This is a genomic window from Seonamhaeicola algicola, from assembly GCF_007997385.1.
Taxonomy (GTDB): Bacteria; Bacteroidota; Bacteroidia; order Flavobacteriales; family Flavobacteriaceae; genus Seonamhaeicola; species Seonamhaeicola algicola.
In genome coordinates this window covers 110,392-136,247 of the sequence record NZ_VOSC01000012.1, presented here as the reverse complement: position 1 = coordinate 136,247, position 25,856 = coordinate 110,392, and the positions used below count along the sequence as shown (strand labels likewise).

General features: G+C 32.3%; 20 protein-coding genes and 2 pseudogenes. 8 read left to right on the top strand and 14 right to left on the bottom strand.

Annotated features, from left to right (window positions below; genetic code table 11):
* Positions 1–16: 16 nt before the first annotated feature.
* Genes FUA26_RS03105 through FUA26_RS03095 form a run of 3 tightly spaced genes read left to right on the top strand, consistent with a single transcriptional unit; the run spans position 17 to position 1,537 of the window.
* Positions 17–340, top strand: coding sequence for an ArsR/SmtB family transcription factor (locus FUA26_RS03105; protein WP_147131435.1), 324 nt, complete (start codon positions 17–19; stop codon positions 338–340).
* A 10-nt stretch (positions 341–350) separates the two neighbouring features.
* On the top strand, positions 351–863 hold the full coding sequence (locus FUA26_RS03100; protein ID WP_186826844.1) for a DUF6428 family protein: 513 nt from the start codon (positions 351–353) through the stop codon (positions 861–863).
* Positions 864–916: 53 nt separating this feature from the next.
* Positions 917–1,537: an arsenate-mycothiol transferase ArsC gene (locus tag FUA26_RS03095; RefSeq protein WP_147131432.1), complete on the top strand. Its 621-nt coding sequence runs from the start codon at positions 917–919 to the stop codon at positions 1,535–1,537.
* Between the two features lie 3 nt (positions 1,538–1,540).
* Here FUA26_RS03095 and FUA26_RS03090 read toward each other — a convergent pair whose 3' ends face one another.
* From FUA26_RS03090 to FUA26_RS03075, 4 genes are all read right to left on the bottom strand, one after another.
* Entirely contained in the window at positions 1,541–1,741 is a 201-nt protein-coding gene (locus tag FUA26_RS03090; RefSeq protein WP_147131429.1) for a hypothetical protein, read from the bottom strand.
* Positions 1,742–1,980: 239 nt separating this feature from the next.
* Positions 1,981–3,801 (bottom strand): GNAT family N-acyltransferase, encoded by a 1,821-nt coding sequence (locus tag FUA26_RS03085; protein ID WP_147131426.1) that lies wholly within the window; start codon positions 3,799–3,801, stop codon positions 1,981–1,983.
* 46 nt (positions 3,802–3,847) lie between these two features.
* Positions 3,848–5,098 (bottom strand): aspartate kinase, encoded by a 1,251-nt coding sequence (locus tag FUA26_RS03080; RefSeq protein ID WP_147131423.1) that lies wholly within the window; start codon positions 5,096–5,098, stop codon positions 3,848–3,850.
* Position 5,099: 1 nt separating this feature from the next.
* The gene (locus tag FUA26_RS03075; protein ID WP_147131421.1) at positions 5,100–5,579 is read right to left on the bottom strand and encodes a GNAT family N-acetyltransferase; all 480 of its coding nucleotides are present in this window, start codon (positions 5,577–5,579) and stop codon (positions 5,100–5,102) included.
* Positions 5,580–5,702: 123 nt separating this feature from the next.
* Here FUA26_RS03075 and fbp point away from each other — a divergent pair, with 123 nt between their 5' ends.
* Positions 5,703–6,719: a class 1 fructose-bisphosphatase gene (gene fbp / locus FUA26_RS03070; protein ID WP_147131418.1), complete on the top strand. Its 1,017-nt coding sequence runs from the start codon at positions 5,703–5,705 to the stop codon at positions 6,717–6,719.
* Here the strand turns inward: fbp and FUA26_RS03065 are convergent.
* From FUA26_RS03065 to FUA26_RS03040, 6 genes are all read right to left on the bottom strand, one after another.
* Positions 6,716–8,383: an ArnT family glycosyltransferase gene (locus FUA26_RS03065; protein WP_186826843.1), complete on the bottom strand. Its 1,668-nt coding sequence runs from the start codon at positions 8,381–8,383 to the stop codon at positions 6,716–6,718. The genes fbp and FUA26_RS03065 overlap by 4 nt on opposite strands.
* A gap of 194 nt (positions 8,384–8,577) precedes the next feature.
* Positions 8,578–9,111, bottom strand: a complete 534-nt coding sequence (locus tag FUA26_RS03060; protein ID WP_147131412.1) for a hypothetical protein — start codon at positions 9,109–9,111, stop codon at positions 8,578–8,580.
* A 27-nt stretch (positions 9,112–9,138) separates the two neighbouring features.
* The gene (locus tag FUA26_RS03055) at positions 9,139–10,119 is read right to left on the bottom strand and encodes a T9SS type A sorting domain-containing protein (RefSeq protein ID WP_147131409.1); all 981 of its coding nucleotides are present in this window, start codon (positions 10,117–10,119) and stop codon (positions 9,139–9,141) included.
* A gap of 1 nt (position 10,120) precedes the next feature.
* Entirely contained in the window at positions 10,121–11,143 is a 1,023-nt protein-coding gene (locus FUA26_RS03050) for a right-handed parallel beta-helix repeat-containing protein (protein ID WP_147131406.1), read from the bottom strand.
* A gap of 38 nt (positions 11,144–11,181) precedes the next feature.
* Complete coding sequence (locus FUA26_RS03045; RefSeq protein ID WP_147131405.1) at positions 11,182–12,042, bottom strand: tetratricopeptide repeat protein; 861 nt, start codon at positions 12,040–12,042, stop codon at positions 11,182–11,184.
* Complete coding sequence (locus FUA26_RS03040) at positions 12,032–12,466, bottom strand: hypothetical protein (protein ID WP_147131402.1); 435 nt, start codon at positions 12,464–12,466, stop codon at positions 12,032–12,034. Before FUA26_RS03040 ends, FUA26_RS03045 begins: the two co-directional genes overlap by 11 nt.
* 177 nt (positions 12,467–12,643) lie before the next feature.
* Between FUA26_RS03040 and FUA26_RS03035 the strand changes: the two genes are divergently transcribed.
* Both FUA26_RS03035 and FUA26_RS03030 read left to right on the top strand, forming a co-directional pair.
* Positions 12,644–14,698 (top strand): tetratricopeptide repeat-containing sensor histidine kinase, encoded by a 2,055-nt coding sequence (locus FUA26_RS03035; RefSeq protein WP_147131399.1) that lies wholly within the window; start codon positions 12,644–12,646, stop codon positions 14,696–14,698.
* A complete protein-coding gene (locus FUA26_RS03030) occupies positions 14,691–15,437 on the top strand; it encodes a LytR/AlgR family response regulator transcription factor (protein WP_147131397.1) in 747 nt (248 codons plus the stop codon). Before FUA26_RS03035 ends, FUA26_RS03030 begins: the two co-directional genes overlap by 8 nt.
* Before the next feature lie 54 nt (positions 15,438–15,491).
* On the opposite strand, the pseudogene gltD reads toward FUA26_RS03030, so the two are convergent.
* Positions 15,492–15,664, bottom strand: a pseudogene (gene gltD / locus FUA26_RS15790) (glutamate synthase); the annotation flags it as partial.
* Here gltD and FUA26_RS03020 point away from each other — a divergent pair.
* Positions 15,642–15,923, top strand: a pseudogene (locus tag FUA26_RS03020) (class 1 fructose-bisphosphatase); the annotation flags it as partial. The pseudogenes gltD and FUA26_RS03020 sit on opposite strands and share 23 nt — an antisense overlap.
* A gap of 427 nt (positions 15,924–16,350) precedes the next feature.
* Positions 16,351–18,264 (top strand): T9SS type A sorting domain-containing protein, encoded by a 1,914-nt coding sequence (locus FUA26_RS03015; protein ID WP_147131395.1) that lies wholly within the window; start codon positions 16,351–16,353, stop codon positions 18,262–18,264.
* An 84-nt stretch (positions 18,265–18,348) separates the two neighbouring features.
* On the opposite strand, the gene FUA26_RS03010 is transcribed toward FUA26_RS03015, so the two are convergent.
* The 3 genes from FUA26_RS03010 to gltB all read right to left on the bottom strand — a co-directional run bounded on the left by FUA26_RS03010 (position 18,349) and on the right by gltB (position 25,655).
* Positions 18,349–19,545, bottom strand: coding sequence for an IS256 family transposase (locus FUA26_RS03010; protein WP_147131392.1), 1,197 nt, complete (start codon positions 19,543–19,545; stop codon positions 18,349–18,351).
* A gap of 129 nt (positions 19,546–19,674) precedes the next feature.
* Complete coding sequence (locus FUA26_RS03005; RefSeq protein ID WP_147131390.1) at positions 19,675–21,138, bottom strand: glutamate synthase subunit beta; 1,464 nt, start codon at positions 21,136–21,138, stop codon at positions 19,675–19,677.
* Between the two features lie 2 nt (positions 21,139–21,140).
* Positions 21,141–25,655, bottom strand: a complete 4,515-nt coding sequence (gene gltB / locus FUA26_RS03000) for a glutamate synthase large subunit (protein ID WP_147131388.1) — start codon at positions 25,653–25,655, stop codon at positions 21,141–21,143.
* Positions 25,656–25,856: the final 201 nt, after the last annotated feature.

Genomic DNA, 25,856 nt, shown 5'->3' with positions numbered 1-25,856 from the left:
ATAATTTATATGAGTTATGGGCATTACAAAATCGCAAATATTCACAAAGCAGCAAAATGATTTAGCACAGTTTTTTAAAGTGTTAGGGCATCCTGCACGTGTGGCAATTCTTCAATATATAAGTGAGCAAAACAGTTGTATTTGTAATGATTTGGTTGAAGAAATTGGATTGGCACAAGCTACCATTTCACAACATTTAAAAGAATTAAAAAGTATAGGCTTGCTTAAAGGTGAAATTGAAGGAAAAAGTATGTGTTATTGTATAAATATTGACCGTTGGAATGATATTCAAAATCATTTAAACTCATTTTTTAATAATACAAAACAAAATTGTTGTTAAAACATATATTATGAAAACACAAGAATTATTAAACATTTTAGAGCAAAACCAAGACAAAGCATTACTTTTTGAATATGCACCAAACATGTTGGTAGGCACCAATTATCATATAACCGAAGTTAAACACATAACCGTAGATTCTGTTGATTGTGGCGCTCAAACTGATAGTTGGAAAGAAACAATTATACAACTTTGGGAAAGCCCAACAGAATTGGGTAAACCTAATTACATGAGTGTTTTAAAAGCCCAAGGCATACTTAAAAAAGTAGGTAAAATAAAACCTTACAACTTAAATGCTGAGGTTAAATTTGAATACGGAAATGCAGCATTTCACACTGCACAACTTTTTGTTAACGATTTTGAAATTAAAAACAACAACCTAATTTTTAAGTTAGCTGTAGAAAAAACAGATTGCAAAGCCAAAGGTATTTGTGGTGTTCCAGAAAACATAGTTTTAACTAATGAAACCGATGCAGCCAATACTAACGAGCCTTGTTGCTCGCCAGACGGTAATTGTTGTTAATTAACACATTTATCATTTTTGTACTAGCTAGAATTTAAAAATAAAACCCGAATATGAGTAATACATTATTTGAAACCATAAATAAAACTATAAACGCTTTAAACGTAAACACAATTAGTGAAGAAAGAAAAGCTGTTTTAACCCCATTAATTAATTACGTAAAAGAAAAAATAGAAGCAAACCAACCTATTAGGTTAAATTTTATATGTACACACAACTCACGCCGAAGCCATTTATCGCAAATTTGGGCACAAACAATGGCAGCGCATTTTAATATTAATAATGTAAACTGTTATTCTGGCGGTACAGAAGCAACAGCAATGTTTCCTAAAGTAGGCGAAACGCTGCAAAACCAAGGTTTTAAAATAAATCAATTATCTGAAGGTTCAAACCCCGTTTATAGCGTGAAATTTTCAGAAAATGCACCAGCAGTAATTGCATTTTCTAAGCGTTATGAAAATGCGTTTAACCCATCATCAAACTTTGCAGCCATTATGACTTGTTCATCGGCAGACCAAGGTTGCCCTATGGTTTTAGGCTGCGATAAACGTGTGGCGGTTACCTACGAAGACCCAAAACAGTCTGACGGTACACCGCAACAAACCGAAACTTACTTTAATAGAAGTTTAGAAATTGCTACAGAAATGAAATATGTGTTTGGGAGTTTACTGTAAAGATTAATTTTTTTTAAGCCCTTGTATTTTATCGTTTATTTTAGTTACTGTAAATGTGCAAATTACAATAAAAATAAACATAGCAATAACAAAATCTGTTAGGCTTTCATCTTTCATGTCACTTAAAAAAGTGTATAAAATAATACCAGTAGCAATGGCTATGTATAAAATAATTTCTGGGGTTAAAATTCTGAATAACTTCATAGTTTATTAGGGATGTTTAGTTGCTTTTTATTAATCTTTTCATAACAAAAACAAAGCGTTTTATTAAAATAACGCCTTTATTTTGCATTTATTTTTTCTGCATAATAAAGCAATTTTCGTACCAAAACGTATAGAAAATTATTATATTATTAATTTTAAGAAAAGATTAACGGTAATTTTTACAGGTTAAAGTGTTAAAATGAAATAAAAATGAAGTGTTTTTACCTATGTTTTAGGCGTTATTTTTCAATAAACTTACGCTCTAATTCTGCTTGAAATTCTTCCATTACGGGGCGTACAGTACTTTCGGGTAAATCGGCTATTTTAATGTACATTAAACCATCAACAGCATTGTTAAATAGTGGGTCTACATTAAAAGCAACTAAACGTGCATTTTGTTTTATATACTTTTTAAGTAAAACAGGTAGTCTTAATGCACCAGGTTCTATTTCATCAATAATTTTATCAAATTTATTGAGGTCTGCTTCAGTTTCATCAAAAACAAAATCTTTATCGGCATCTTTTAATTTTACTTTAAATTCTTTTTTAGGGCGTACGTATTGTGCTAAATACGGGTCGTAGTAATGTGATTTCATAAACTCAATCATTAATGATTTTGAGAAGTTTGAAAACTGATTACTAATACTAACACCACCAATTAAGTAATTGTGTTCTGGGTAACGCAGGGTGGTATGTACAATACCTTTCCAAAGTAAAAATAAAGGCATTGGTTTTTGCTGATAAGCTTTTATTATAAAGGCACGCCCCATTTCTATAGATTCGCTCATCATTTTATAAAGTTCGGGCTCAAACCTAAATAAATCTTGTAAATAAAAGCCGTCAATACCATATTTTGCAAATATTTTTGAACCTAAGCCCATGCGGTAAGCACCTGCAATAAGTTTACTTTCATTATCCCATAAAAACATGTGGTGATAATAGGTATCAAAGGTGTCTAAATCTATAGCTTCATTGGTGCCTTCGCCTACTTCTCTAAAGGTTATTTCACGTAGGCGACCAATTTCTCTTAAAATGTTTGGTATTTTATCGGCGGCAGCCAAAAACACTTCGTAATTTTTACTTTCTAATAAGCGCGCATCGGCTTTTCGTAATGCGTCAACTTCGGCATCCATAACATCAGTATCAATTGGTGTTACAATGCGTTTTGGAGGTTTAACGGTTTTAAGCGTTGTTGGTATTTTATCTAATATTTTAGGTTTATCTTCAAAAGCATTAGAAAGCATATAGGTTTTTTTTCTAATAAATTCTGAAAATTCTTCTAATGTTTTATGCTCTTTTTGGTCGTTTACTAAAATAGGTTTGCCTATGCGTACCTTAATGGTTCTACGTTTTTGAGTTAGTAATTCTGAAGGTAGTTTAGCAGTGCGAAACGTATCACTAATTTTTGAAAGTTTATAAAATAACTTGCTGTTTTTAGCATGAAAATAAATAGGAACAATAGGAACTTCGGCTTTTTTAACCAATTTCATAGCGGCTTCTTCCCAAGGTTTATCTACTACTAATTTGCCATCTCTGTAGGTTGATACTTCACCTGCAGGAAAAATACCTAACGGATGCCCTTCGCGAAGGTGTAAAATAGCATTTTTAAAACCTGCAATACTTGAAGCTGCATCTTTTCTGTCTTCAAAAGGATTAACAGGCATTATGTAAGGCTTTAAAGGGGCAATTCGGTGTAATAAAAAGTTGGCTATTATTTTAAAATCTTTACGCTGTTCTAGCATTAGTTTTAAAAGTAAAATACCATCAATACCACCAAGCGGATGATTTGATACCGTTATGTAAGCGCCATCTTTAGGGAGGCGTTTAAGGTCTTCTTCAGGAATTTCAAATTTTATACTAAAATCTGATAAAATACCATTTAAAAAATCAAGGTCGTTTAAATGTTTGTTACGATTATAAATGCGGTTAAGTGTTGAAATTTTTAACACCTTCATTAAAAGCCAACCTATAAAAGTACCAATAAAACCGTATTTGCTTAATTGTATGGCTTTTGCAACTTCTTTGGCAGATACTAATCCTTGATCTTCTTGTTTAGTCATAACTGTAAAAGTACTAAATTTTCTATCTGATGCTTTAAAAAAATAATTATTTAGTAACTATTTGAACGGTTTCTTGTGTTAACTGTTTAAGTAAAACGGTTTTATCTGTTTCTAATTGTTTAATGGCATTTTGGTTGTAGTGCCTAATGGTGTATAATGATACATTTTTATGGCAAGTTACACTAAATTTTGCCTTAAGTTGCTGCAGTAAATTATCTAAATTATTATACATATTGTTAATGCATACTGAAAAACTAATGGCAGAATTTTGAATAACATCTACTTTCATTTTATGTTGATGAAGTAGCGCAAAAATTTCGCTTATGTTTTCTTCAACAACATACGAAAAATCTAAAGTAGACAATGAAATTAATACCAAGTTTTTTTTAGCAATAAAACAAGGAATTAAAGGTGTTATACCTACACCTTTGCTAACTGAAGTACCAGCAAGTGTAGGATTTAAAAACGATTTTACGTATAGTGTAATTTCCTTTTTTTGTAATGGTTGTAATGTTTTGGGGTGAATAACAGAGGCACCATAAAAAGCAAGTTCAATAGCCTCAGTATACGATATTTTATGAAGTAGCTGTGTGTTTTCAAAATACCGCGGATCTGCATTTAAAACACCAGGTACATCTTTCCAAATAGTTACACTTTGTGCATTTAAGCAATAAGCAAAAATAGCTGCTGTATAATCACTACCTTCTCGCCCAAGTGTGGTGGTAAAGTTATTGGCATCACTACCTAAAAAGCCTTGGGTTACATTTAAAATGTTTGTGTTTAAATTACCAGAAATGGCTGTTTGTGTGGCTTGCCAGTTAACATTGGCGCTACGGTAATAATCATCGGTTTTTATGAAATTTCGGGCATCAATCCAATTGTTTTTTATGCCAATGGTGTTTAAATAGTGGCTTATAATGGTGGTTGAAACAAGCTCGCCGTAGCATACAACTTGGTCATATACAAAACTATAGTTTGGTGATTTATTTGTTTTTAAAAATGCATTAAGCTCATTAAACAATAGTTTAACTTGTGTAAAAACAGGATGATTTTCGTTTTCAAACAAATCAAACAAAATATCATTATGAAATTTAATAATATCTTGTACGGTGCTTTGTAGCGCGCTTTTATTATTAAAATAATTGGTAATAACAACCTCTAAGGCATTGGTAACTTTACCCATGGCAGATATTACTATTAAAGTGTTTTTGTAGCCAACGGTTTTTAAAACGCTGGCTAAATTTTTAACACTTTTTGCATCTTTAACTGATGCACCACCAAACTTAAATATTTGCATGTTAAAGTTTTGCTATATAGTTTTTTATGCTTTCTTGGTTCATTTGTACCACATCCCAATCGCGCATTACGTTAGCACCTTTACTTTGGTAAAATTTTATGGCAGGCTCATTCCAATCTAGCACTTCCCAGTTTATACGTTTTACGCCCAAGCTATGCCCGTATTTAACTACTTCATCAAGCAGTTTGGTGCCAATGCCAGCACCACGGTATTTATTGCTTACAATTAAATCTTCTAAATGAATTATTTTTCCTTTCCAAGTAGAGTACCGGTTATACACAAGAGCAATACCTTCAACGTTCTTATCAACTTCGGCAACAAAGCATGTAAAAGCCGGTTGTTTGCCAAAGCCATCATTAATTAAATCTTCAACAGTAACTTCAACAGCATCGGGTTCTTTTTCAAATTCGGCCAGTTCATTTATTAAAGATAAAACTGCTGGCATATCATGTTGCGTTGCTTTTCTAATATTAAATTGCATAGTAAATTTTATATTTTCAAATATAAGTTAAAGAAAAATAAAGTTTTTGTTATTCTGCAACGAAAACGTTGTAGTTAATAGAAATTTAATTGATATTTGTAAAGAATTTAATACTAAATATTTATGACCCACCAAAAACAAACACTAGGTGAATTTATTATTAAGAATCAAGCATCTTTTAAATATTCTTCGGGTGAATTGTCTAGTTTACTAAACTCAATAAGGCTTGCAGCTAAAGTAGTTAATCATGAAGTTAATAAAGCTGGTTTAGTTGATATTTTGGGCGCCGTTGGAGATACCAATATTCAAGGTGAAGACCAACAAAAACTTGATGTTTATGCTAATACTAAATTTATACAAACGCTTACAAAACGTAATATTGTTTGTGGTATTGCAAGTGAAGAAGAAGACGATTTTATTACAATTAACAGCCAAGATAAAAACCACGGGAATAAGTATGTAGTATTAATTGATCCGTTAGATGGTTCATCAAACATTGATGTAAATGTATCGGTAGGAACTATTTTTTCAATTTACAGGCGTATTACACCTATTGGAACACCTGTACAATTAGAAGATTTTTTGCAAAAAGGTAGTGAGCAAGTTGCCGCCGGTTATGTAGTTTACGGTACATCTACCATGTTAGTGTATACCACCGGCGATGGTGTAAACGGTTTTACATTAAACCCAGCAATTGGTTCTTTTTACTTATCGCACCCTTGTATGGAATTTCCTGAAGATGGTAATATTTACTCGGTTAATGAGGGTAACTATGTGCATTTTCCGCAGGGTATAAAAAACTACATAAAATACTGTCAGGAAGAGGTTGATGATAGGCCTTACACATCAAGATACATTGGTTCTTTAGTGTCTGATTTTCATAGAAACATGATAAAAGGAGGTATTTATTTGTATCCACAAAGCTCAAAAAATCCAAACGGAAAATTAAGGTTGCTTTATGAGTGTAATCCTATGGCATTTTTAGCAGAACAGGCTAACGGAAAAGCTAGTGATGGTTTTACTAGAATTATGGATATTGAACCTACAGAACTACACCAGCGTGTACCGTTTATTTGTGGTAGCAAAAATATGGTAGATAAAGCCGAAGCATTTATGCTTAAAGCCAAAAAACAACATTAGTTTATTTGTAATAAATACGCTTTTTTAAGTGTTTTATGGCGTGTTTTAGGGTTTAAAAAATCAAATTTTAATTTGGTAACACGGTAATGCTTAAACTCATGTTTTTTGCTAAAATTTACCTGTGTTTTCAGTGTGTCTAGTTGTTGTTTATAGGCAAATAACCAAGTGCCTTTTTCTAGTGTGTTTAATTTATTAGCTGAAATTCTTTGAAGATTTTTTTGCGCATAAAACTCTAAAGACCAACTTTGTTTTCCTTTTAAAATATAAACATTATTACTATTTATGTTTTCTAAAGTTATAATTTTTGAAGCATTATTGCCCGCTTGATAGTTTAATAAATTAGGATAAAATTGATAGTTTAAGCAATAGTTAATAAGTACCATAAATAAAACCGATACAATTATTAGCTTTTTATGCGTAGCATAGTTTTTTTTAAAAAAATATATGGTAATAATAACAAAAGCTAAAAGCCCTATTATAAAAACCTTATTTGAAATATTAAAAGCCCAAATACTTAAAAAAACTACAAAAACACTACCTAAACCAAGAGTTAAGTATTGTGTTTTTAAAAATATGCTTAAGGCTTTTGTTTTATTATTTTCTTTTAAAAAAAGTATGTAACCTGCTACTAAAACTGCTGCAACAGGAAATATACTGTTTAAATAGTGTGGTAATTTAAATTTTGAAAAACTCATAACAATTAGAGCTGTTAATACACCAACAGATGTTAAAGTTTCCTGCATGTTTACATACTTAAATTTAGCGTTTATGTGTTGTTTTATTCTAGTAAAAAGTGCTGCATAAAAAAGTAAACTCCAAGGTAAAAATGCCCACAAAATAGTGTGAAAAAAGAATAAATAATCGGGGCTTGTGGGTTTAAAACCATGTGATGTTAAACGGTTAAAACTTTGATCCCACAAAATGAATTTAACACCAGAAACATTTTTTTGTCCGTTAAATACCTTTTCGGGGTGTAAATCAAATTGATAATAATACGCGTATAAAACAGGACTAATACTTAATACAAAAACCAATAGCCCAATGATAGATTTCCAATTAAAAACCAAAACAAGCTTACGTTTATATAAAACATAACTTAAAGTGCAAACCCCTAAAATAAACACCCCTAATAGCCCTTTGGTTGAAAATGCTAAAGCAGCAAAAAAAGCACCAAAAATTAAGTGTTTAAGTTTTTCATGGTTAATATAGCATACTAGTTGCCATAAGCTTAAAATTACAGCGCCTGTTAAAACAGCATCAGTTCTAACATCATGGTTTGCCAAAAATATAGCTTGAGCAGATAGAAAAATTAAAGCAGCAAAGTGTCCGCTTTCTTTTCTATATAACTCATTAGCCAATTTATAACATGCGTACGCACCGCTAAATGTAAAAACCAACGCAGGAATTCTGTATGCCCAATGATAAACCCCAAAAATTTTAAATGCTAAAGCTGATAGCCAAAAATGTAAGTGTGGTTTATCTAAATAAGGGTTTTCGCCTCTGTAAATATTTAAAAAATCGTTTTCAAGGTACATGCGCATAGCCATGGTAGCATGTTGTGCAGAGTCGTTTTCCATTAGTGGAATAAACAAGCCTATTACATAAACTATTAGTAAAAGAATATATAAAAAACTATATTCTTGTTTTTTAAATACAGATACCATTTTTAGCATTGGTTTAATGGTGCAATTTATAAAGATGGAATAGTTTATTTATAGGTTCATACTGAAATTAACTATTTAATAATTTTAGTTTTAAGCCTGTGGTATCAAATAAAAAAAAGCGAACTTAAAAAAGTTCGCTTACCACTAACTATCTTAATTTACAAGCAATTTAAAATAGCAATTTACATGTGTTTTTACCAGGTTATAGTACCATTCATAGTTAAAATTTTACCCGAAGTTGTGTTTATAACTGTGGTGTTATTAAAAACCACTTCTTTTTTTGTTTTATCAACACTAAAACCGCTACCACAATCGGTATCATAAGCTGAGGTTGTTGGTGGTGTTGAGCAAACATACCTGTATTCTGTACTGTTTTTAACTATTACCATAGATATAACTTTATTAACAGCAGCATTATCTTCAGTATTAAATTGCGTAGCAACTATTACAAAGCCGTTGGTAGCACCGTTATTTGAGTTTACTTCATTACCATTAATAGTAGTGTTTTCATCTAAAAGGGTAACAGATTTTGTAGTGCCTGTAGAAGTTAAACCATCTAAATTAATGTTTCCAACGGTTAATGATGTGCCAACCATAGCTGTATCATCACCAGACAGCTGTATTGTACCCAAAACGTTGGTTTTTAATGTATCACTATCATCACTGCTAGAACAGCTTAAATAGCATAATGAAAATATTGTAAGAACTAAAAATTGTATTTTTTTCATTGTTGGGTGTGTTTTAAAATAATCGTTTTATTTTTTTATTATTTTGAATGAAGCGTTGCCCACGTTAGTTTGTAAATTTAAAATATACATGCCGCTTTTTAATTGATGTAACTCTAGTGTTTTTGTGTTTTTAATTGTTGAAAACACAGTTTTGCCAAGGGTATTGTAAATTTTAATAGCTTTAATATTTGTGTTTGAAGGAACGTTAATATTAACATGATTTTTGAATGGCGAAGGATATAAACTAATATTTTTTAGTAAGCTAGTTTCTGTACTTAATGAGTTATCAATGTTAAAAAGTGCAGTATCATAAATAGACCAGTCACCGTTAGTATCTTGAACCCTAACATAAAAAACATGTTCACCTTCAGCTAAACCTGTGGTGTTAATATTTAGTGCTTGCGTATTTTGTGAGGCATCACCAAAGGCTACTTGTGTTCCATTGCCCACTCCAGGGTCAGTATCTATAAAGTACTCAGCATTTGTAACTTGGTGTAATGAAAAGTCAAATTCTTTAATGTAAATAATTTGTCTGTCATATAAACTCCAAGTTCCATTGGTGTCTTGGGTTCTCAAATAAAAACTATGAAACCCTTCGGGTAAACTTCCAGTTGGTATGTTGAAAACCTGATTTAAAACACCAGAATTACTGTCAACAGATAGTACTGTTCCATTTCCAACACCAGGGTCTGTATTAAAAAAATATTCAGCAGCGGCTATATTTCCGGTAATTACATTTTTTAAGTAAAAAAGTTGTTTGTCATACATACTCCAACTACCACTACTTAGTTGGGTTCTAACATATAAACTATGAAACCCTTCGGGTAAAGTATTTGTAGGTATTGAAAACGTTTGAGTTAATGTACCGGTATTAGCATTAACCGAAAGAGCATTGCCATTACCAATACCAGGGTCTGTATTAAAAAAATACTCTGCGTTTGATATGTTTTGGCCAATAGCAATACTACTAAAAAACACCAAAATGCACAGTAATATATACTTTTTCATGTTAATTGGTGTTTGTGGTTATAGTAACGCTTAGGTTGGCTCCAGGGGAAACTCTATCTGTAATATCAGTAATTTTTACTGTTGGAATACCATTTGTATATCCAAAATTATTAAATGCATTTGAACCGTCATAAAGGCCCATATCTACACCACTGGCACCAGAACCTATAGCTGGAGAACCTGCTTGTAAATGATAATCATCTGTTTCAGCATTAAAAGTGCTACCAGTTGCACTTACAAAGTTTGGATTTTGATTGTTTAAATTATTACTTCCAGATAAGTTACTGTAGTTACCACTACCTAAATTATAGGTTAGGCAATTTTCAAAGTTAACACCCGTAGAGTTTATGTTTAATGTTGTACTAGATGATTCTATAAATATACAATTTTGAACATCTAAATTTCCTGTAGCGTTATTTACATTAATTGGGGCTGAAGCATCTATAAATATGTTGTTTTTTATAGTTACAGATTCGTGGTAATAAATGTAAATATTGTCTGTAATAACATTATTACTAATAGTTGTATTTGTGTAGTTTGAATACGTTACAGAGTTGCTAGCTATTCTATAAAGAATATTACCTCTAATAATCATATTGGTTACACCAGCATTGTTGTTATTAGACCAAAAAGTACCTTCAATATAATTGTTTTCAATAATTAAATTTGTTATTGCTGTGGTAGGGTTTAAGGCGTTAATATCATTTGTAATATTAAAGCCTGTTATTGTAACATTTGATGCGTTATTAAGTAAATCAATTTCATTTATCATTGATTTTTTATCAGCATCACTATGCGAAAAACCAATGAGCGTTAATGGTTTATCAATATCAATATCTCCATAATTTATTTCAGAGGCGTGTACATATATAATGTCTCCGTTACTTGCGGCGCTAATAGCACTTTGTAAATCACTGTATTGGGCGTTTGCTCCAACTGAATTGTCAACAGTTAATGTGTTTTGGGCTTTTAGCAAAAAAATGCATAGCAAAGCCATAATCAAAAGCGTGTTTTTTGATGTCATTGTGTTTTTGTTTAAAAGGATTAATTAATAGCTAAATTTTATAGTTTGAATAACTTTTTTAAGTCCTTCTTAGGTTTTGCAGTAGTTGGTTTTTTAGGTTGGCTTCCAGAAGTATTTACAGCAGGAATTTGTTTTTGATTATTGGCATTAGCAGCATTATCAACAGTTGGTTGAGATGTGGTATTGCCTTTAATACCGGCTTTTCGTTTTACTAAAGCAGCTAAAATTTTGGTGTCTTGGTAGTAATAATAACCGTAACTGTAACCGTTGTTGTAAACGTTATTATAAATTTCAATAGCTTCAGGGTAGCGCTTTTGCTCTTCTAATATCCAACCTAAAAGTGTTTGTTCTTTTTTTAAGTATGCAGCGTTGTAACCTGTTTTATGAAGTTTTAAACTTTCTCTAATATCTGCTTCAGCTAATTTTAATTCACCTAAATAAAAATAGGTTTCAGCTCGCCTGTAATACGAAGTGGAATTAGGAGTCATTGCAACTTGTTGATTTAATCGTTCTAAGTGCGAACGAGATACTCTAGATTTTGCAGACATGAGTTTGCGTTGTCTTTCTTCTTCAAGAATTTGATAATACATATCGCAACTACTAACAAGCTCATAGAAAAATTTAAACTTAAGTTCTTTTCTTAATTCTTGCCCTTTTTTGTACTTAAGTTGTTGGTTTTCTTCGTTAATGCTGGCATCAATGGCGCTAGCGTGGTTTGGTAATGCTTTATTAAAACATTGCTCATAAGCGCTTCTGCTATTTCTAAGTTCGTTTATTTTATTTTCAAAACAGTTACAAATATCGTTTTTAAACTGGTCTTTGTAGTTTTGAGCATTAACTTTATTTAGTATTAAAGTTAATAATATGGCAGCTATTGTTACATGTAATTTATTCTTCATCTTCTTCGGTTTTAGTGCCAGCAGCGTAACCTTTTACAGTTTTTAAGCAATATTTTAATGCCTTTTTAGATTTGTTAAGGTTTGCAGTGGCTTTTAGTTTTTTTAGGTAAGCACCATCATCGGTTAAGTCTTCAAACAAATCTGGAAGTACTTCTAGTAAGCTATCAATGTTTTTTTCGGCTCTTGTAACTACTTCGGCTTCAAGTTCTGAAGGTATTTCTACACCAGCAGTAGTTAAACTATCATAAACATAAATTTTGTTATATAAGTCAAATGATTGTGTTACAAAATGATCAACAGTTTTTATGTTTGATATACGTTTAGGTTCTGACAATCGTTTTGGTTGAGAAAAGCCAATAGCTACGTTAAAAAGTAAAATAGCTAGCATACCCATAAGGGTATTTGTGTGAGATAAAGATTTCATTACGGTTAGGATTAATTAATAGCATTATGAAAATAAAACAGTAGCTATTAATAGTATACTTAAATTTATTATTTGACTACTTTTAGTTATTATTTGTAAGTTTTTTTATTGGCTGTTAACAGTGTATTCTTTCTATTGTTTATATATTTGACTCAACAACAATATTTTAACCCTTTTATGTTTAAAAAAATAAGCTACTTGTGTTTTTTATTTAGTGCTGTTTTGGTAGCTCAACAAAGAGAAATAGATTCTTTAGAGAACCAATTGGTAAACACTAAGTTGGCAGATTCTACACGACTGAATTTGTTAACAGATTTAGGGTATTACTACTATTCAATAAATGCTAAAAAAGGTTTAAAAGTTTTAGACGAGGCCATTACCATTGCCAAAAATTTAAAAAATGCCGATAAAGAGGCTAGGGCATACCAATATAAAGGGCATAATTACTCAACAATTGGTAATGATTCTATGGCACTAGTAATGTATGATAAAGCAGGTGAAATTTATAAAAGTGCCAATAATTATAATAAACAAGCAAGACTTATTTATAACAAAGGACTCATTTATTTTAATAAAAGTAATTATGTAAAAGCTAATAAATGTAATATTGAAGCTTTTGAAGCTTTTAAAAAAGCAAATGATAGTGTGTTAATGGCAAAAATGCTTAATAGTATGGGTATAAACTATATGTATTTGTCTGATTATCCTTCGTCTTTATCAAAGTATTTAGAAGCGCTCAGCATATATAAAAATTTAAAAGACACCCTTAGTTTAGATTATGCCAACGCTAGCCAAAATCTTGCAATACTGTACACTAAGTTAAAAACATATAATAAGGCATTAGTATACCATGAAAAAGCTTCAAAAATTTACCAAACTTTAAATTATAAATACGGTTTAGCTAATAGTTACAATAATATTGGAAATATTTATGACTACTTAAAACAGCAACAAAAAGCCATTGATAATTACCAAAAATCATATGGTATAATGCAAAAAAGTGATAATAAATTAGGTATGGCCAATGCCTTAACCAATATAGGTATTGTAAATGTTGGCTTAAAAAATTATAACAAAGCACTTACTAATTTTAATGAAGCTAAAGCGCTATATGAAACTATTGGTAACACCAATAACTTAGCTATAGTTTATGAGTATATGGGCGAGAGCTATTTAAATACAAATGGCTTGCTTAAAGCTAAAAATCATTATCAACAGGCTTATAATTTAGCTAAAAAAGCACAAAGTTTATCGTTGCAAGTATCAGCGCTAGAAGCCTTAGCAACAGTAAACAAGCAATTAAAAAACTATAAAAAGGCCTATAATTATATTAATGAAGCTGTAAAATTAAAAGATAGTTTTAATTCTATTGAAAAGAAAGAAGAATTAGTAAGGCTTGAAGAAAAATACAAATACCAAAATGAAAAAAATATTCTAGAAAACAATCATAAACAAGAGCAGTTGCTTTTTGCTAATGAGTTAAAGAGACAAAAGTTTATAAAAACAACATACTTAGCAGGCGGAGGCATTATTTTGTGTTTCATAGTTGGGTTAATGGTTTTTTATAAGAAAAAACGTGATGCCGATTTTAACACCAAAGTGGCTACAACCGAGTTAAAAGCACTAAGAGCACAAATGAATCCGCATTTTATATTCAATACACTAAACGCTATAAATAACTACGTTGTAAGTAATAAGGTTGATGATGCATCAAATTACCTTACCAAATTTTCTAAATTAATGCGTCAAACATTAGAGGTGTCTATGTATGAAAACATTACTATTGAAGAGGATGTAAAACTATTAGAGAGTTATTTAGATATTGAAAAAAAGCGTATTCCAAACGGATTTATTTATGAAATTATAATTGATGATAGTATTGATAAAAGCAACGTTTTAGTGCCATCAATGATTATGCAACCGTTTGTTGAAAACAGTATTTGGCACGGTATATCAAAACTCAATGGTTCTGGTGTAATTACCATTCAAATTAAAAAAATAAACAATAAACAGTTGTGTTATAGTGTAGATGATAACGGTGTGGGTATAACAAATACTAATAAAATGAATACAGAACACACATCATTGGGTATAAAAATTACAAACGATAGAATTTCGGTTTTAAACAAAACCAAAAACATAAAAGCAAAAGTTAATATTATTAATAAAAGTTTAGGTACAAGAGTTGAAGTAATATTACCTTTTCAATTAGCATATTTAAATAATGATTAATACATTAATTATAGATGATGAGCAGCATTGTATTGATGCTTTACTAAAATTAACCAGTAAATACAGTGATGTTTTTAATGTTGTAAAAACATGTACAAACGTTACAAATGCGGTTGAAACAACAAATGCGCTAAATCCAGATTTAGTTTTTTTAGATGTAGAAATTAACAACCAAACGGGGTTTGAGTATTTGCAACAAGTAAAGCATTTAAATTTTATGGTTGTTTTTACCACAGCTTATAGCAAATACGCTGTAAAAGCATTTAAGTTTGCTGCGCTACATTATTTATTAAAGCCTATTGATTTTGATGATTTTGATGAGGTTGTAAATAGGCTAAAATCTCAAAAAACTACTGAAGATGTAAATAAAAAAATAGACACATTACTTTATAATTTAAAAGAAGATACTACCAAAAAACGTATAAGCATAAACACAGCTAATGAATGCGTTGTTTTAAATGTTTCAAATATTATTTATTGTGAAGCTAAAGTAAATTACACTGATATTTATATTGATAACGGAAAGAAAATAACCAGTTCTAAAACCTTAAAGCGTTTTGAAGAAATACTACTTGAAAGCGGCTTTTACAGGGTGAGTCAATCGTGTTTAGTAAATTTAAGTCACGTAAAAAAATATACTAAAACTAAACCACCTTATGCTGTAATGAGTAATGCAGTGAAAGTTAAAGTATCATTAAGTAGTAAAGAGGGTTTTTTAAAACAGTTATTAAATTTATAAGCAAAAAAAGCGAACTTATAAGTTCGCTTTTCTATTTAATATGTGTTTAGTTTTTTAAAGAGCTACTAAATCGCCTTCAGCATTTTTAGTTGGAAGATCAGATTTACCCATTAAAAATATATCAACTTGTCTTGCAGCTTCTCTACCTTCAGAAATTGCCCAAACAATTAAAGATTACCCACGGCGCATATCGCTAGCATGGTAAAGATGTTAGGAATGTTGGTTTCTGATTTTCATATAAACATGATTAAGAGCGGTATTTACCTTTATCTACAAAGTTCTAAAAACCCTAACGGTAAACTACGCTTATTATATGAATGTAACCTCATGGCATTTTTAGAGGAACAAGCAAACGGTAAGGCTAGTGATGGATTTACTAGAATTATGGATATTGATCCAAGAGAATTACACCAACTTGTTCCTTTTATTTGTGGAAGCAAAAACATGGTGACTAAACCTGAAGCGTTTATGATGATGAGTGTGTAAAAAAGCGAATCATAAGTAGTTTATGTTTTTTTAATTTTGTATTTCAAATTATCTCTTATCTATTATTAATGTTAAGAAACCTCTTCTAAGTAAATTCAAAATATTCTTCTAATCAATATAAAGCTAACTTAGTAGTGTCCTTAAAATCGGTTGAACTGCACACATAAATTCAAAAAATAAATTTCAAAACACTGTAATTTTAATTTACTAATAATCAGTAATTTAGATTTTACATGTAAAGTTTTTATTTAATTTTTTTGAGTTTAAAATAAAGTTTGTAAAGTTTTAGTTGACTTGTTAATAACAATATAACAGATGTTATTATTGATATTTATGCGCTTTTGTTTTTATCAAATCATTAGTTTTTGCTTATCAAATTTATGATTCTGTTAAATTCAAAAACAAAAAACAACTAAAAACTAAAACTATGAAAATTATTAAACTAAAACACATTTTGTGGCTCTTTTTAATGGGCTTTTCACTTGCAACTTATGCCCAATTAAATTTTGGCAACACCCCTTTACCTTCAAGACTTGGTAATGCTAGTAATTGGCAACTCAACGAAAGTGCATCAGATGACTTTGAGTATACTTTTAATCCAACCAATAATAATGCAGATTTTGGTCCTGTAGGACTAACTAAATGGAATAACTTTTTTCATAACCCATGGGAGGGTCCTGGTGCAACTAAATGGGTAAGAAACCATGTATCTGTATCTGGAGGGAATTTAAACTTATGGGCATCAAGAAGGTTTTTTAATAATAACACCAATACTCCATACACAAAAACATTTGATTTCGATTTTGGAGATGGAAACGGTATTGTAAGTGTTACTAGACCAGAAACCTTAGCGGGTTGTATAACTTCAAAAGAAAGAGTTATATACCCTGTTTTTGTTGAAGCAAGTTTACGAGTAATGAATTCTTCTTTAGCTACAGATATCTGGCTGCTAAGTCCAGATGACAAAGAGGAAATAGATATCATAGAATGCTATGGAGGAGGAATGTCTGATGGAAGAAATAATTTTTTTGCGGAAAGAGTTCATTTAAGTCATCATGTCTTTGTCAGACCTCCAAATTTTAGAGATTACCAACCAAGTGATTGGAATAGCTGGTATAGGCAAAGCGGAGTAAACAAATGGGGCGGAAGAGTAGTTAGGATTGGTGTTTATTGGAAATCGCCAACAATAATAGAGTATTATTTAGATGGAGAGCTTATACGTGTACTAGATAATGATGCTATTGCATCTAGAGTTCAAAATGGAACATGGGAATACACTTACCCCGCAGGTGTAACAAGTACAGACCAAAATGGTCAATTAGTACGAGAAACATCAGGTATTCAAAATGGGTTTCAAAAAATGGTTGTGAGTTCTACTTCTAACAGTTTTAATCAGAATAATTTAGACGTAGCTAAAAGTCAATCTAATATTAGTGTATTAGATCCATTTAATTATTTGAATAATGGCCGTAAGTTTTCACGCGAAATGGATATCATTATTAATGTTGAGGATCAAAGTTGGCAAGCAGCTGCAAACCGTTCCCCTAATAATTCAGAAATGCAAAATTTTAATGACAATCTTATGCTAGTAGATTGGATTAGAGTTTTAAAACCAAGTGGGTCAACTACCGGTGGTAGTAGTGCTGCTACTTGCGATACAGCACCAGATTATAATGATAATGCAAATAGTTACTCACCAGGAGATCGTGTTATTAATGGTGGCATACTGTATGAGCGTACAGTAAATGGTTGGAACCAAATTGAAGATTGTAATGTTAACAGTGGAGGAAACATAGGAGAGGTGACTTGCAACAATGCACCTGCATACAACGGTAATGCAAATAGCTACTCCTCTGGAGAACGTGTTATTAACGGAGGAGTATTGTATGAACGTACAAGTAGTGGCTGGAATGTTATTGATAATTGTATTAATTGTTCTAATGCACCAACTTATAATGGTAATGCCAATAGTTATTCACCTGGAGATCGCGTATTAAACGGTGGTACATTATACGAGAGAACTGCTAGTGGCTGGAATATAGTACAGAATTGTAATGCATCTAAACGGGTTGGGGTAAAATCAAAAAATGATGAGTTATCCTTTAAAGTAGGGGTTTATCCAAACCCTGCTGAAGATTTTGTAAATATTTTATTAGAAGACATCACTGTTGGTTTAGCAAACGTGAGAATTCTAGATATGCAAGGTAAAGTAATTTACAAGAATAAAATTAACGATAGTGTTTTTACAATAAACACAAGTAATTTTAGTAAAGGCTTATATATAGTTGAAGTAAAAATGAATGAAGAAAACCTTGTTATGAAGAAGTTGGTAATAGAGTAAGCAATCACTTTTATTAAAAAACACATCATAAAAGACACTATCCCTAAAAGTGTGTAAATAAAATTTATCGAGGGTTTAACTTTTTTAGAGTTGAACCCTTTTTTCAAATATAGTTAAAAACTGATTCAAAATTATCCCCCAGTTTTGAATTGGCATAGACCACTTTTTAGTAGCTTCTCTTAGGGCTAAAAAAGTAGACTTCATAACCGCTTCATCCGTTGGGAACGAGAGCTTGTTTTTAGTGTATTTTCTAATTTTTCCATTAAGATTTTCAATAAGATTTGTAGTATAAATAATTTTTCTAATTTCCACAGGGAACTCATAAAAAACAGTAAGTTCCTCCCAGTTATCTCTCCAACTTTTAATAGCATAAGAATATTTAGATTCCCATGTTTTTGCAAAATCATTTAAAGCTGCTTTGGCTGCTTGTTTGGTGGGCGCATTATAAATCGCTTTCATATCTCTAGAAAAAGCCTTTTTATCCTTCCATACTACATATTTACTAGCATTTCTAATCTGATACACAACACAGATTTGCGTAGTAGATTCAGGGAATACGTTTTTGATGGTCTGTGTAAAACCATTAAGATTATCTGTAGCAGTAATAAGTAAGTCTTGTACACCTCTAGCCTTAATATCGGTAAGGACACTCATCCAAAAAGCAGCAGATTCATTCTTGCCTAACCATAACCCTAAGACCTCTTTTTTACCATCTCTACGCAGACCAACAGCAATATACATAGTTTTATTGATGACCTTAGAGTTCTCTCTAACCTTGAAGACAATGCCATCCATCCAAGTAATTAAATACACAGGTTCTAATGGTCTGTTTTGCCATGCAACAATATCATTAGTGACTTTATCTGTGATACGGGATATAGTGGATGTAGAAACATTAAAATCGTATACTTCACGGATTTGTTCTTCTATATCTGAATTGCTCATACCCTTGGCATAGAGGCTGATGATAACATTCTCAATACCATCAACCATATTAGTACGTTTAGGAACTAACATGGGATTAAAGGAAGCTTCTCTATCTCTGGGAACTATTATATTGGTTTCTCCTAAAGAGGCTTTTACTTTCTTTGAAATATAGCCATTGCGTGAATTGGTACTGTCCGAGGGTTGATGTTTCTCATAATCCAAGTGAGCATCAAGTTCGCCTTCGAGCATCTTTTCTATACCTAGTTTTTGAATGGATTTTAGAAATGAGGTAAGTTCATCTCCTGTTTTGAATTGTTTTAAAAATTCATCGTTTAATAAATCTTCTTTCTTCATTGTGTGTAAAATTTAAAATTAATCAAAAAAATATCGAGGGTTGCAACCCTCGATATTTTAAACTTTACACACTTAGTGAGATACTAGCGTTTATTTAATCTTATTTTAGGACGAATCAGTGTTTAGTTTTTAAAGAGCTACTAAATCGCCTTCAGCATTTTTAGTTGGAAGATCAGATTTACCCATTAAAAATATATCAACTTGTCTTGCAGCTTCTCTACCTTCAGAAATTGCCCAAACAATTAAAGATTGCCCACGGCGCATATCGCCAGCGGTAAAAATATTTGGCACATTTGTTTGGTATTTACCGTATTCTGCTTTGTAGTTAGAGCGCGCATCTTTTTCAATGCCTAATTTATCAGCTAAAGTACTTTCAGGGCCTGTAAAACCTAGCGCTAATAAAGCTAAATCACACGGCCATGTTTTTTCGGTTCCTTCAATTTCAACCAATTTTGGTCTTTCACCAGGAATCATTTCCCACTCAACATTAACTGTTTTTAAAGCGGTTAATTTTCCGTTTTCATCTTTAACAAATTCTTTAGTGTTAATTAACCAGTTGCGTTCAACACCTTCTTGATGAGAAGATGATGTTTTTAACTGTAATGGCCAATAAGGCCAAGGAGTTGATGGCGAACGGTGTCCTGGAGGTTTTGGCATAATTTCAAAGTTAGTAACCGATTTTGCGCCTTGGCGGTTTGATGTTCCAATACAATCTGAACCTGTATCACCACCTCCAATTACAATAACATCTTTGCCAGTGGCAAGTATTTGGTTTTTAACTTCTTTACCAAAAACAACTTTGGTTTGTTGTGTTAAAAAGTCCATAGCTTGTACAACACCATCAGCATCAATACCAGGTGTTGGTAAGCTACGTCTTTCAGTAGCACCACCACAAAGTACCACGGCATCAAAGGCTTTTAGCTCTTTAACATCATAATTTACGCCAACATTTACGTTGGTTTTAAACGTTATGCCCTCAGCTTTTAAAATTGCCAAACGACGGTCTATAATTTCCTTTTCCATTTTAAAGTTAGGAATACCATAGCGTAATAAACCACCTATTTCATCATCGCGTTCAAAAACAGTTACTGTATGGCCAGCTCTGTTTAATTGTTGCGCTGTAGCTAAACCAGCAGGTCCTGAGCCTACAACAGCTACAGTTTTGCCAGTACGTACCTTTGGAGGTTGTGGTTTTATCCAGCCTTCTTTAAAAGCACGTTCAACTATATTTTTTTCAATATTTTCTATTGAAATTGGATCTTCAATAATACCTAATACACATGCTTTTTCACATGGTGCAGGGCATAGTCTACCTGTAAACTCTGGGAAGTTGTTTGTAGAGTGTAATATCCATGAAGCTTTTTGCCATTCACCTTGATGAACCATGTGGTTAAAATCTGGAATTAAATTTCCTAGCGGACAACCACTATGGCAAAACGGAATACCGCAGTCCATACAACGCGACCCTTGTTTTGTAATTTCTTCCTCAGATAACGGAACAGTAAATTCTTTGTAATGTTTTACACGCTCATCTACTGGCTTGTAAGCTTCGTCTTGTCTTTCAAATTCTTTAAATCCTGTTGCTTTTCCCATGACTATGCAATTGTTAATTCTTCAACCATTGGTTCTTCGTTAGCTATTCTTTCTAAAGCTACTTTATATTCTTTTGGCATTACTTTTACAAACTTAGCTAAGTAATCATTCCAGTTTGCTAAAATGTCTTTACCTTTATTACTGTTTGTGTATGCTACGTGGTTTGTAATAAGTTGTTTCAATTCTGCTTCATCAGCTTCAGTAATTGGATCAAAATCAATAGTTTCTTCATTACATAAACCATTTGTAAATTGATTGGCTTCATTTAAAACAAAAGCATAACCACCACTCATACCTGCGGCAAAGTTTCTACCTGTTTTGCCAAGTACTACTATTTTACCGCCTGTCATGTATTCACAACAGTGGTCTCCAACACCTTCAACAACTGCAGTTGCTCCAGAGTTACGTACAGCAAAACGCTCACCAGCAATACCGTTAATGTAGGCTTCACCTTGTACGGCGCCAAATAAACACACATTACCAACAATAATATTTTCTTCGGCAACAAAATTAGCTTTAGTTGGTTTTTTAACAATTAGTTTAGCACCCGATAAGCCTTTACCAAGGTAATCATTTGTGTTTCCTTCTAATTTAAATGTTAAACCATGCGCACCAAAAGCACCAAAACTTTGTCCTGCAGAACCGGTAAAGTTTATATTTAACGTGTCTTCAGGTAAGCCTAAATGGCCATAAATTTTAGAAATTTCGTTACTTACAATAGCACCAACAGTTCTGTTAATGTTGCTTATTTTGTATGATAAATTTGTTTTTTCTTTACGGTACAAAGCTCTGTGAGAATCTTTAAGAATAGTGAAATCTAAAACCTCGTTTAAATCATGGTCTTGTTTTTCGGTATTTCTAATTGTAAGATTGTTATACTCAGCAGGTCTGTGTAATATGCTAGATAAATCTAAGCCTTTAGCTTTATAGTGTTTTATTGCTTTGTTAGCGTTAATTTTTTGGGTTTGCCCAACCATTTCAGAAATTGTTCTGAACCCTAATTGTGCCATAATACCTCTTAATTCTTCAGCAACATAGTAGAAGAAATTAATAACGTGTTCTGGTGTGCCTTTAAAGTTTTTACGTAGTTCTTTGTCTTGTGTGGCAACACCTACCGGACATGTATTTAAATGACATTTACGCATCATAATACAACCTGAGGCAACTAAAGGAGCAGTTGCAAAACCAAACTCTTCAGCTCCTAATAATGCTGCAATGGCAACATCGCGTCCTGTTTTTAATTGGCCGTCACATTCAACAACAATTCTACTTCTTAAATTGTTTAGTACAAGTGTTTGTTGTGCTTCAGATAAACCAAGTTCCCAAGGTAAACCAGCGTGTTTTAATGATGTTAAAGGAGAGGCTCCTGTACCACCATCAAACCCTGAAATAAGTACAACATCGGCTTTGGCTTTTGCTACACCAGCAGCAATGGTACCAACACCAACTTCAGATACTAATTTAACGTTAATTCTAGCATCGCGATTAGCATTTTTAAGGTCGTAAATTAATTGCGCTAAATCTTCAATTGAATAAATATCGTGATGTGGCGGTGGTGAAATTAAACCAACAAATGGCGTAGAGTTTCTGGCATCAGCAATCCATGGTAAAACTTTTTCACCCGGAAGTTGCCCACCTTCACCAGGTTTAGCACCTTGTGCCATTTTAATTTGAATTTCTTGTGCGTTTGATAAGTAATGTGAAGTTACCCCAAAGCGCCCAGAAGCAACTTGCTTGATGGCAGAGTTACGGCTATCGCCGTTAACATCTTTTTGGAAACGACGTCTGTCTTCTCCTCCTTCACCAGAGTTTGATTTACCGCCAATACGGTTCATGGCAATGGCTAGGTTTTCATGAGCTTCTCTGGAAATAGACCCATAAGACATAGCGCCTGTTTTAAAACGCTTAACAATTTCTGTCCAAGGTTCTACTTCTTCAATAGGAATTGGGTCTAATTTATCAAACTCAAATAACCCGCGAATGGTCATTAACCTTTCGGCTTGTTCGTTGATGGTTTTTGAGTAAATATCATAACTTTTTTGATCACTTAACCTAACAGCTTGTTGTAGTTTGGCTACTGTTGTTGGGTTAAACATGTGGCGCTCGCCATTACGTCTCCAACGGTAATCGCCTCCAATATTTAAACCTAGGCGGTTTTTAATTTGTGTGTCTGGATAGGCGTATTTATAGCGTTCGCTAATTTCTTTTTCAATTTCATATAAGCCAATACCTTCAATTCTTGAGGCTGTATATGGGAAATATTTTTCAACAAATGCTGAGTTGAAACCAACAATTTCAAAAATTTGAGAACCTCTGTATGAGTGTAGTGTAGAGATTCCAATTTTATTCATAATTTTTAATAATCCTTTACCAATGGCTTTGTTAAAGTTTTCTACGGCTTCATCTTCATTATAGTCTGTAATAAAGCCTTCTTTTACCTGCATTCTAATAATTTCATTAACCATGTATGGGTTAATTGCAGATGCGCCATAGCCAAATAATGTGGCAAAGTGGTGTGGTTCACGAGGTTCAGCAGATTCGATTATGATGTCAAAATATGAACGCTTACGTAAACGGTTTAATTGGTGGTTTACATATGAACAGGCTAATAATGCAGGAATTGGTGCAAAATCTTTATTTACGCCTCTGTCTGATAGAATGATAATATTTGTTTTTCTATCAAGTGCTTTTTCAACTTGTTTTATAATATCTTCTAAAGCGTTTTCTAATCCGTTTAACCCTTGTTCTTTAGGGTAAAGTATGTGGATGGTTTCAGCTTTAAAGCTTTCAATGTCAATGGTTCTAATTTTTTCTAAATCGGCGTTAGAAATAACTGGATTTTGAATGCGTAATTTACGGCATTGTCTTTCGGTAATGCTAAATATATTACGGTCTTTACCAAGGTTTAAGCTAATATCAGTTACAATTTCTTCACGAATACCATCTAAAGGAGGGTTTGTTACTTGTGCAAATAATTGTTTAAAGTAGTTTGATATTAGTTGAGGTCTGTCTGATAACACAGCTAAAGGCGTGTCAATACCCATTGAGCCAAGAGCTTCTTTGCCTTTTTGTGCCATTGGTGTAATAACATCTTGTATGTCTTCAATGGTGTAGTTAAATAAGCGTTGGCGTGTTTTAGTGTCAATAGTTTCTATTGGGCAGGTTTCGTTAGTGTAAGGTACATCTCTTAAATGTAATCTTGTTTTGTCTAACCATTCTTTATAGGGTCTTTCAGAAACTATTTTGTCTTTTATTTCGTCGTCACCAATAATACGTCCTTCGTTCATATCAACTAAGAACATTTTACCTGGTTCTAGGCGTCCGTGTTTTTCAATATCTTCAGGTTCAATATCAACAACACCAACTTCTGAAGACATAATAAGTTTGCCACTTTTTGTAAGGGTGTAGCGTGATGGTCTTAAACCATTTCTATCTAAAAGCGCACCAATATAGTCACCATCAGTAAAAGGTATAGATGCAGGCCCATCCCAAGGTTCCATGATACAGCAATTGTATTCATAGAAAGCCTTTTTTTCTGGGCTCATGGTTTTGTGTTTTTCCCAAGCTTCAGGAATCATCATCATCATGATTTCTGGTAAAGAACGATCGGTGTGTGTTAAAAGTTCTACCACCATGTCCATTGATGCTGAATCTGATTTTCCTGGTAAAACAATTGGGAAAAGTTTATCTATTTGTGGGCCAAAAACATCACTTTTCATGATTTCTTCGCGCACGCGCATTCTACTTACGTTACCTCTTAGCGTGTTAATTTCACCATTTTGACACATAAAGCGGAATGGTTGTGCTAACTCCCAAGCAGGCATGGTGTTAGTAGAGAAACGTTGGTGTACCAGTGCTAATCTAGTAACAAGGTCTTTTTGTTGTAAATCTGTATAATAAGGCCCAATATCTTCAGGCATTATAATACCTTTATATATTAAGGTTGTTGTTGATAAACTTGGAATGTAAAAATAATCACTTTGTGAAATTTTAGATAACCTAATTTCATGCTCAGCTATTTTTCTGGCAGCGTATAATTTAGCTTTAAAAGTAGCCTCATTTATGGCGTCAGTTTTGCCAATAAAAATTTGTTCAATTTCTGGCTCAGATGCTTTAGCAATGGCTCCTAATTGCGATGAATCTACAGGTACAGTTCTCCATCCTAAAATAGAAAGCCCTTGTGCTTTTATTTCTCTTTCAAAAATGTTTTTACAAAATTGGTATTGGTTTTTAATTTTTGGTAAAAATACCATACCAACGGCATACTCTCTGGGCGCAGGTAAATCAAAATTACAAACGCGGTTAAAATAATCATGAGGGATATCAATTAATAAACCAGCACCATCACCTGTTTTTCCATCGGCACTAACACCACCACGGTGCTCTAGTTTTACTAAAATTTCTAAAGCATCATGAATGATTTGATTTGTTTTTTCTCCTTTAAGATTACAAATAAAGCCGGCACCACAGTTTTCGTGTTCAAATTCCGGCGAATACAATCCTTGTTTCCTAAGCATAATCAACTAATTATATTGGTTTAAAGCGTGACTAAGTAAGCTAAGATAGGCATACATTTTAAATATATAATAATGCTGAATTCATTATTTCGATTTTAATGGTGAAGTAGAGTTAAAAATAATTATATGTTAATATTACTCTTCTTTTTTAATAAATATTCAATTGCTAAAATTCAATGATAAATGCGGATATGTGAATTA

Bases quoted from the DNA above. Each gene is read 5' to 3' on its own strand.
- FUA26_RS03105 (WP_147131435.1), top strand. From the start codon at position 17: ATGGGCATTACAAAATCGCAAATATTCACAAAGCAGCAAAATGATTTA.
- FUA26_RS03100 (WP_186826844.1), top strand. From the start codon at position 351: ATGAAAACACAAGAATTATTAAACATTTTAGAGCAAAACCAAGACAAA.
- FUA26_RS03095 (WP_147131432.1), top strand. From the start codon at position 917: ATGAGTAATACATTATTTGAAACCATAAATAAAACTATAAACGCTTTA.
- FUA26_RS03090 (WP_147131429.1), bottom strand. From the start codon at position 1,741: ATGAAGTTATTCAGAATTTTAACCCCAGAAATTATTTTATACATAGCC.
- FUA26_RS03085 (WP_147131426.1), bottom strand. From the start codon at position 3,801: ATGACTAAACAAGAAGATCAAGGATTAGTATCTGCCAAAGAAGTTGCA.
- FUA26_RS03080 (WP_147131423.1), bottom strand. From the start codon at position 5,098: ATGCAAATATTTAAGTTTGGTGGTGCATCAGTTAAAGATGCAAAAAGT.
- FUA26_RS03075 (WP_147131421.1), bottom strand. From the start codon at position 5,579: ATGCAATTTAATATTAGAAAAGCAACGCAACATGATATGCCAGCAGTT.
- fbp (WP_147131418.1), top strand. From the start codon at position 5,703: ATGACCCACCAAAAACAAACACTAGGTGAATTTATTATTAAGAATCAA.
- FUA26_RS03065 (WP_186826843.1), bottom strand. From the start codon at position 8,383: ATGGTATCTGTATTTAAAAAACAAGAATATAGTTTTTTATATATTCTT.
- FUA26_RS03060 (WP_147131412.1), bottom strand. From the start codon at position 9,111: ATGAAAAAAATACAATTTTTAGTTCTTACAATATTTTCATTATGCTAT.
- FUA26_RS03055 (WP_147131409.1), bottom strand. From the start codon at position 10,119: ATGAAAAAGTATATATTACTGTGCATTTTGGTGTTTTTTAGTAGTATT.
- FUA26_RS03050 (WP_147131406.1), bottom strand. From the start codon at position 11,143: ATGACATCAAAAAACACGCTTTTGATTATGGCTTTGCTATGCATTTTT.
- FUA26_RS03045 (WP_147131405.1), bottom strand. From the start codon at position 12,042: ATGAAGAATAAATTACATGTAACAATAGCTGCCATATTATTAACTTTA.
- FUA26_RS03040 (WP_147131402.1), bottom strand. From the start codon at position 12,466: ATGAAATCTTTATCTCACACAAATACCCTTATGGGTATGCTAGCTATT.
- FUA26_RS03035 (WP_147131399.1), top strand. From the start codon at position 12,644: ATGTTTAAAAAAATAAGCTACTTGTGTTTTTTATTTAGTGCTGTTTTG.
- FUA26_RS03030 (WP_147131397.1), top strand. From the start codon at position 14,691: ATGATTAATACATTAATTATAGATGATGAGCAGCATTGTATTGATGCT.
- FUA26_RS03015 (WP_147131395.1), top strand. From the start codon at position 16,351: ATGAAAATTATTAAACTAAAACACATTTTGTGGCTCTTTTTAATGGGC.
- FUA26_RS03010 (WP_147131392.1), bottom strand. From the start codon at position 19,545: ATGAAGAAAGAAGATTTATTAAACGATGAATTTTTAAAACAATTCAAA.
- FUA26_RS03005 (WP_147131390.1), bottom strand. From the start codon at position 21,138: ATGGGAAAAGCAACAGGATTTAAAGAATTTGAAAGACAAGACGAAGCT.
- gltB (WP_147131388.1), bottom strand. From the start codon at position 25,655: ATGCTTAGGAAACAAGGATTGTATTCGCCGGAATTTGAACACGAAAAC.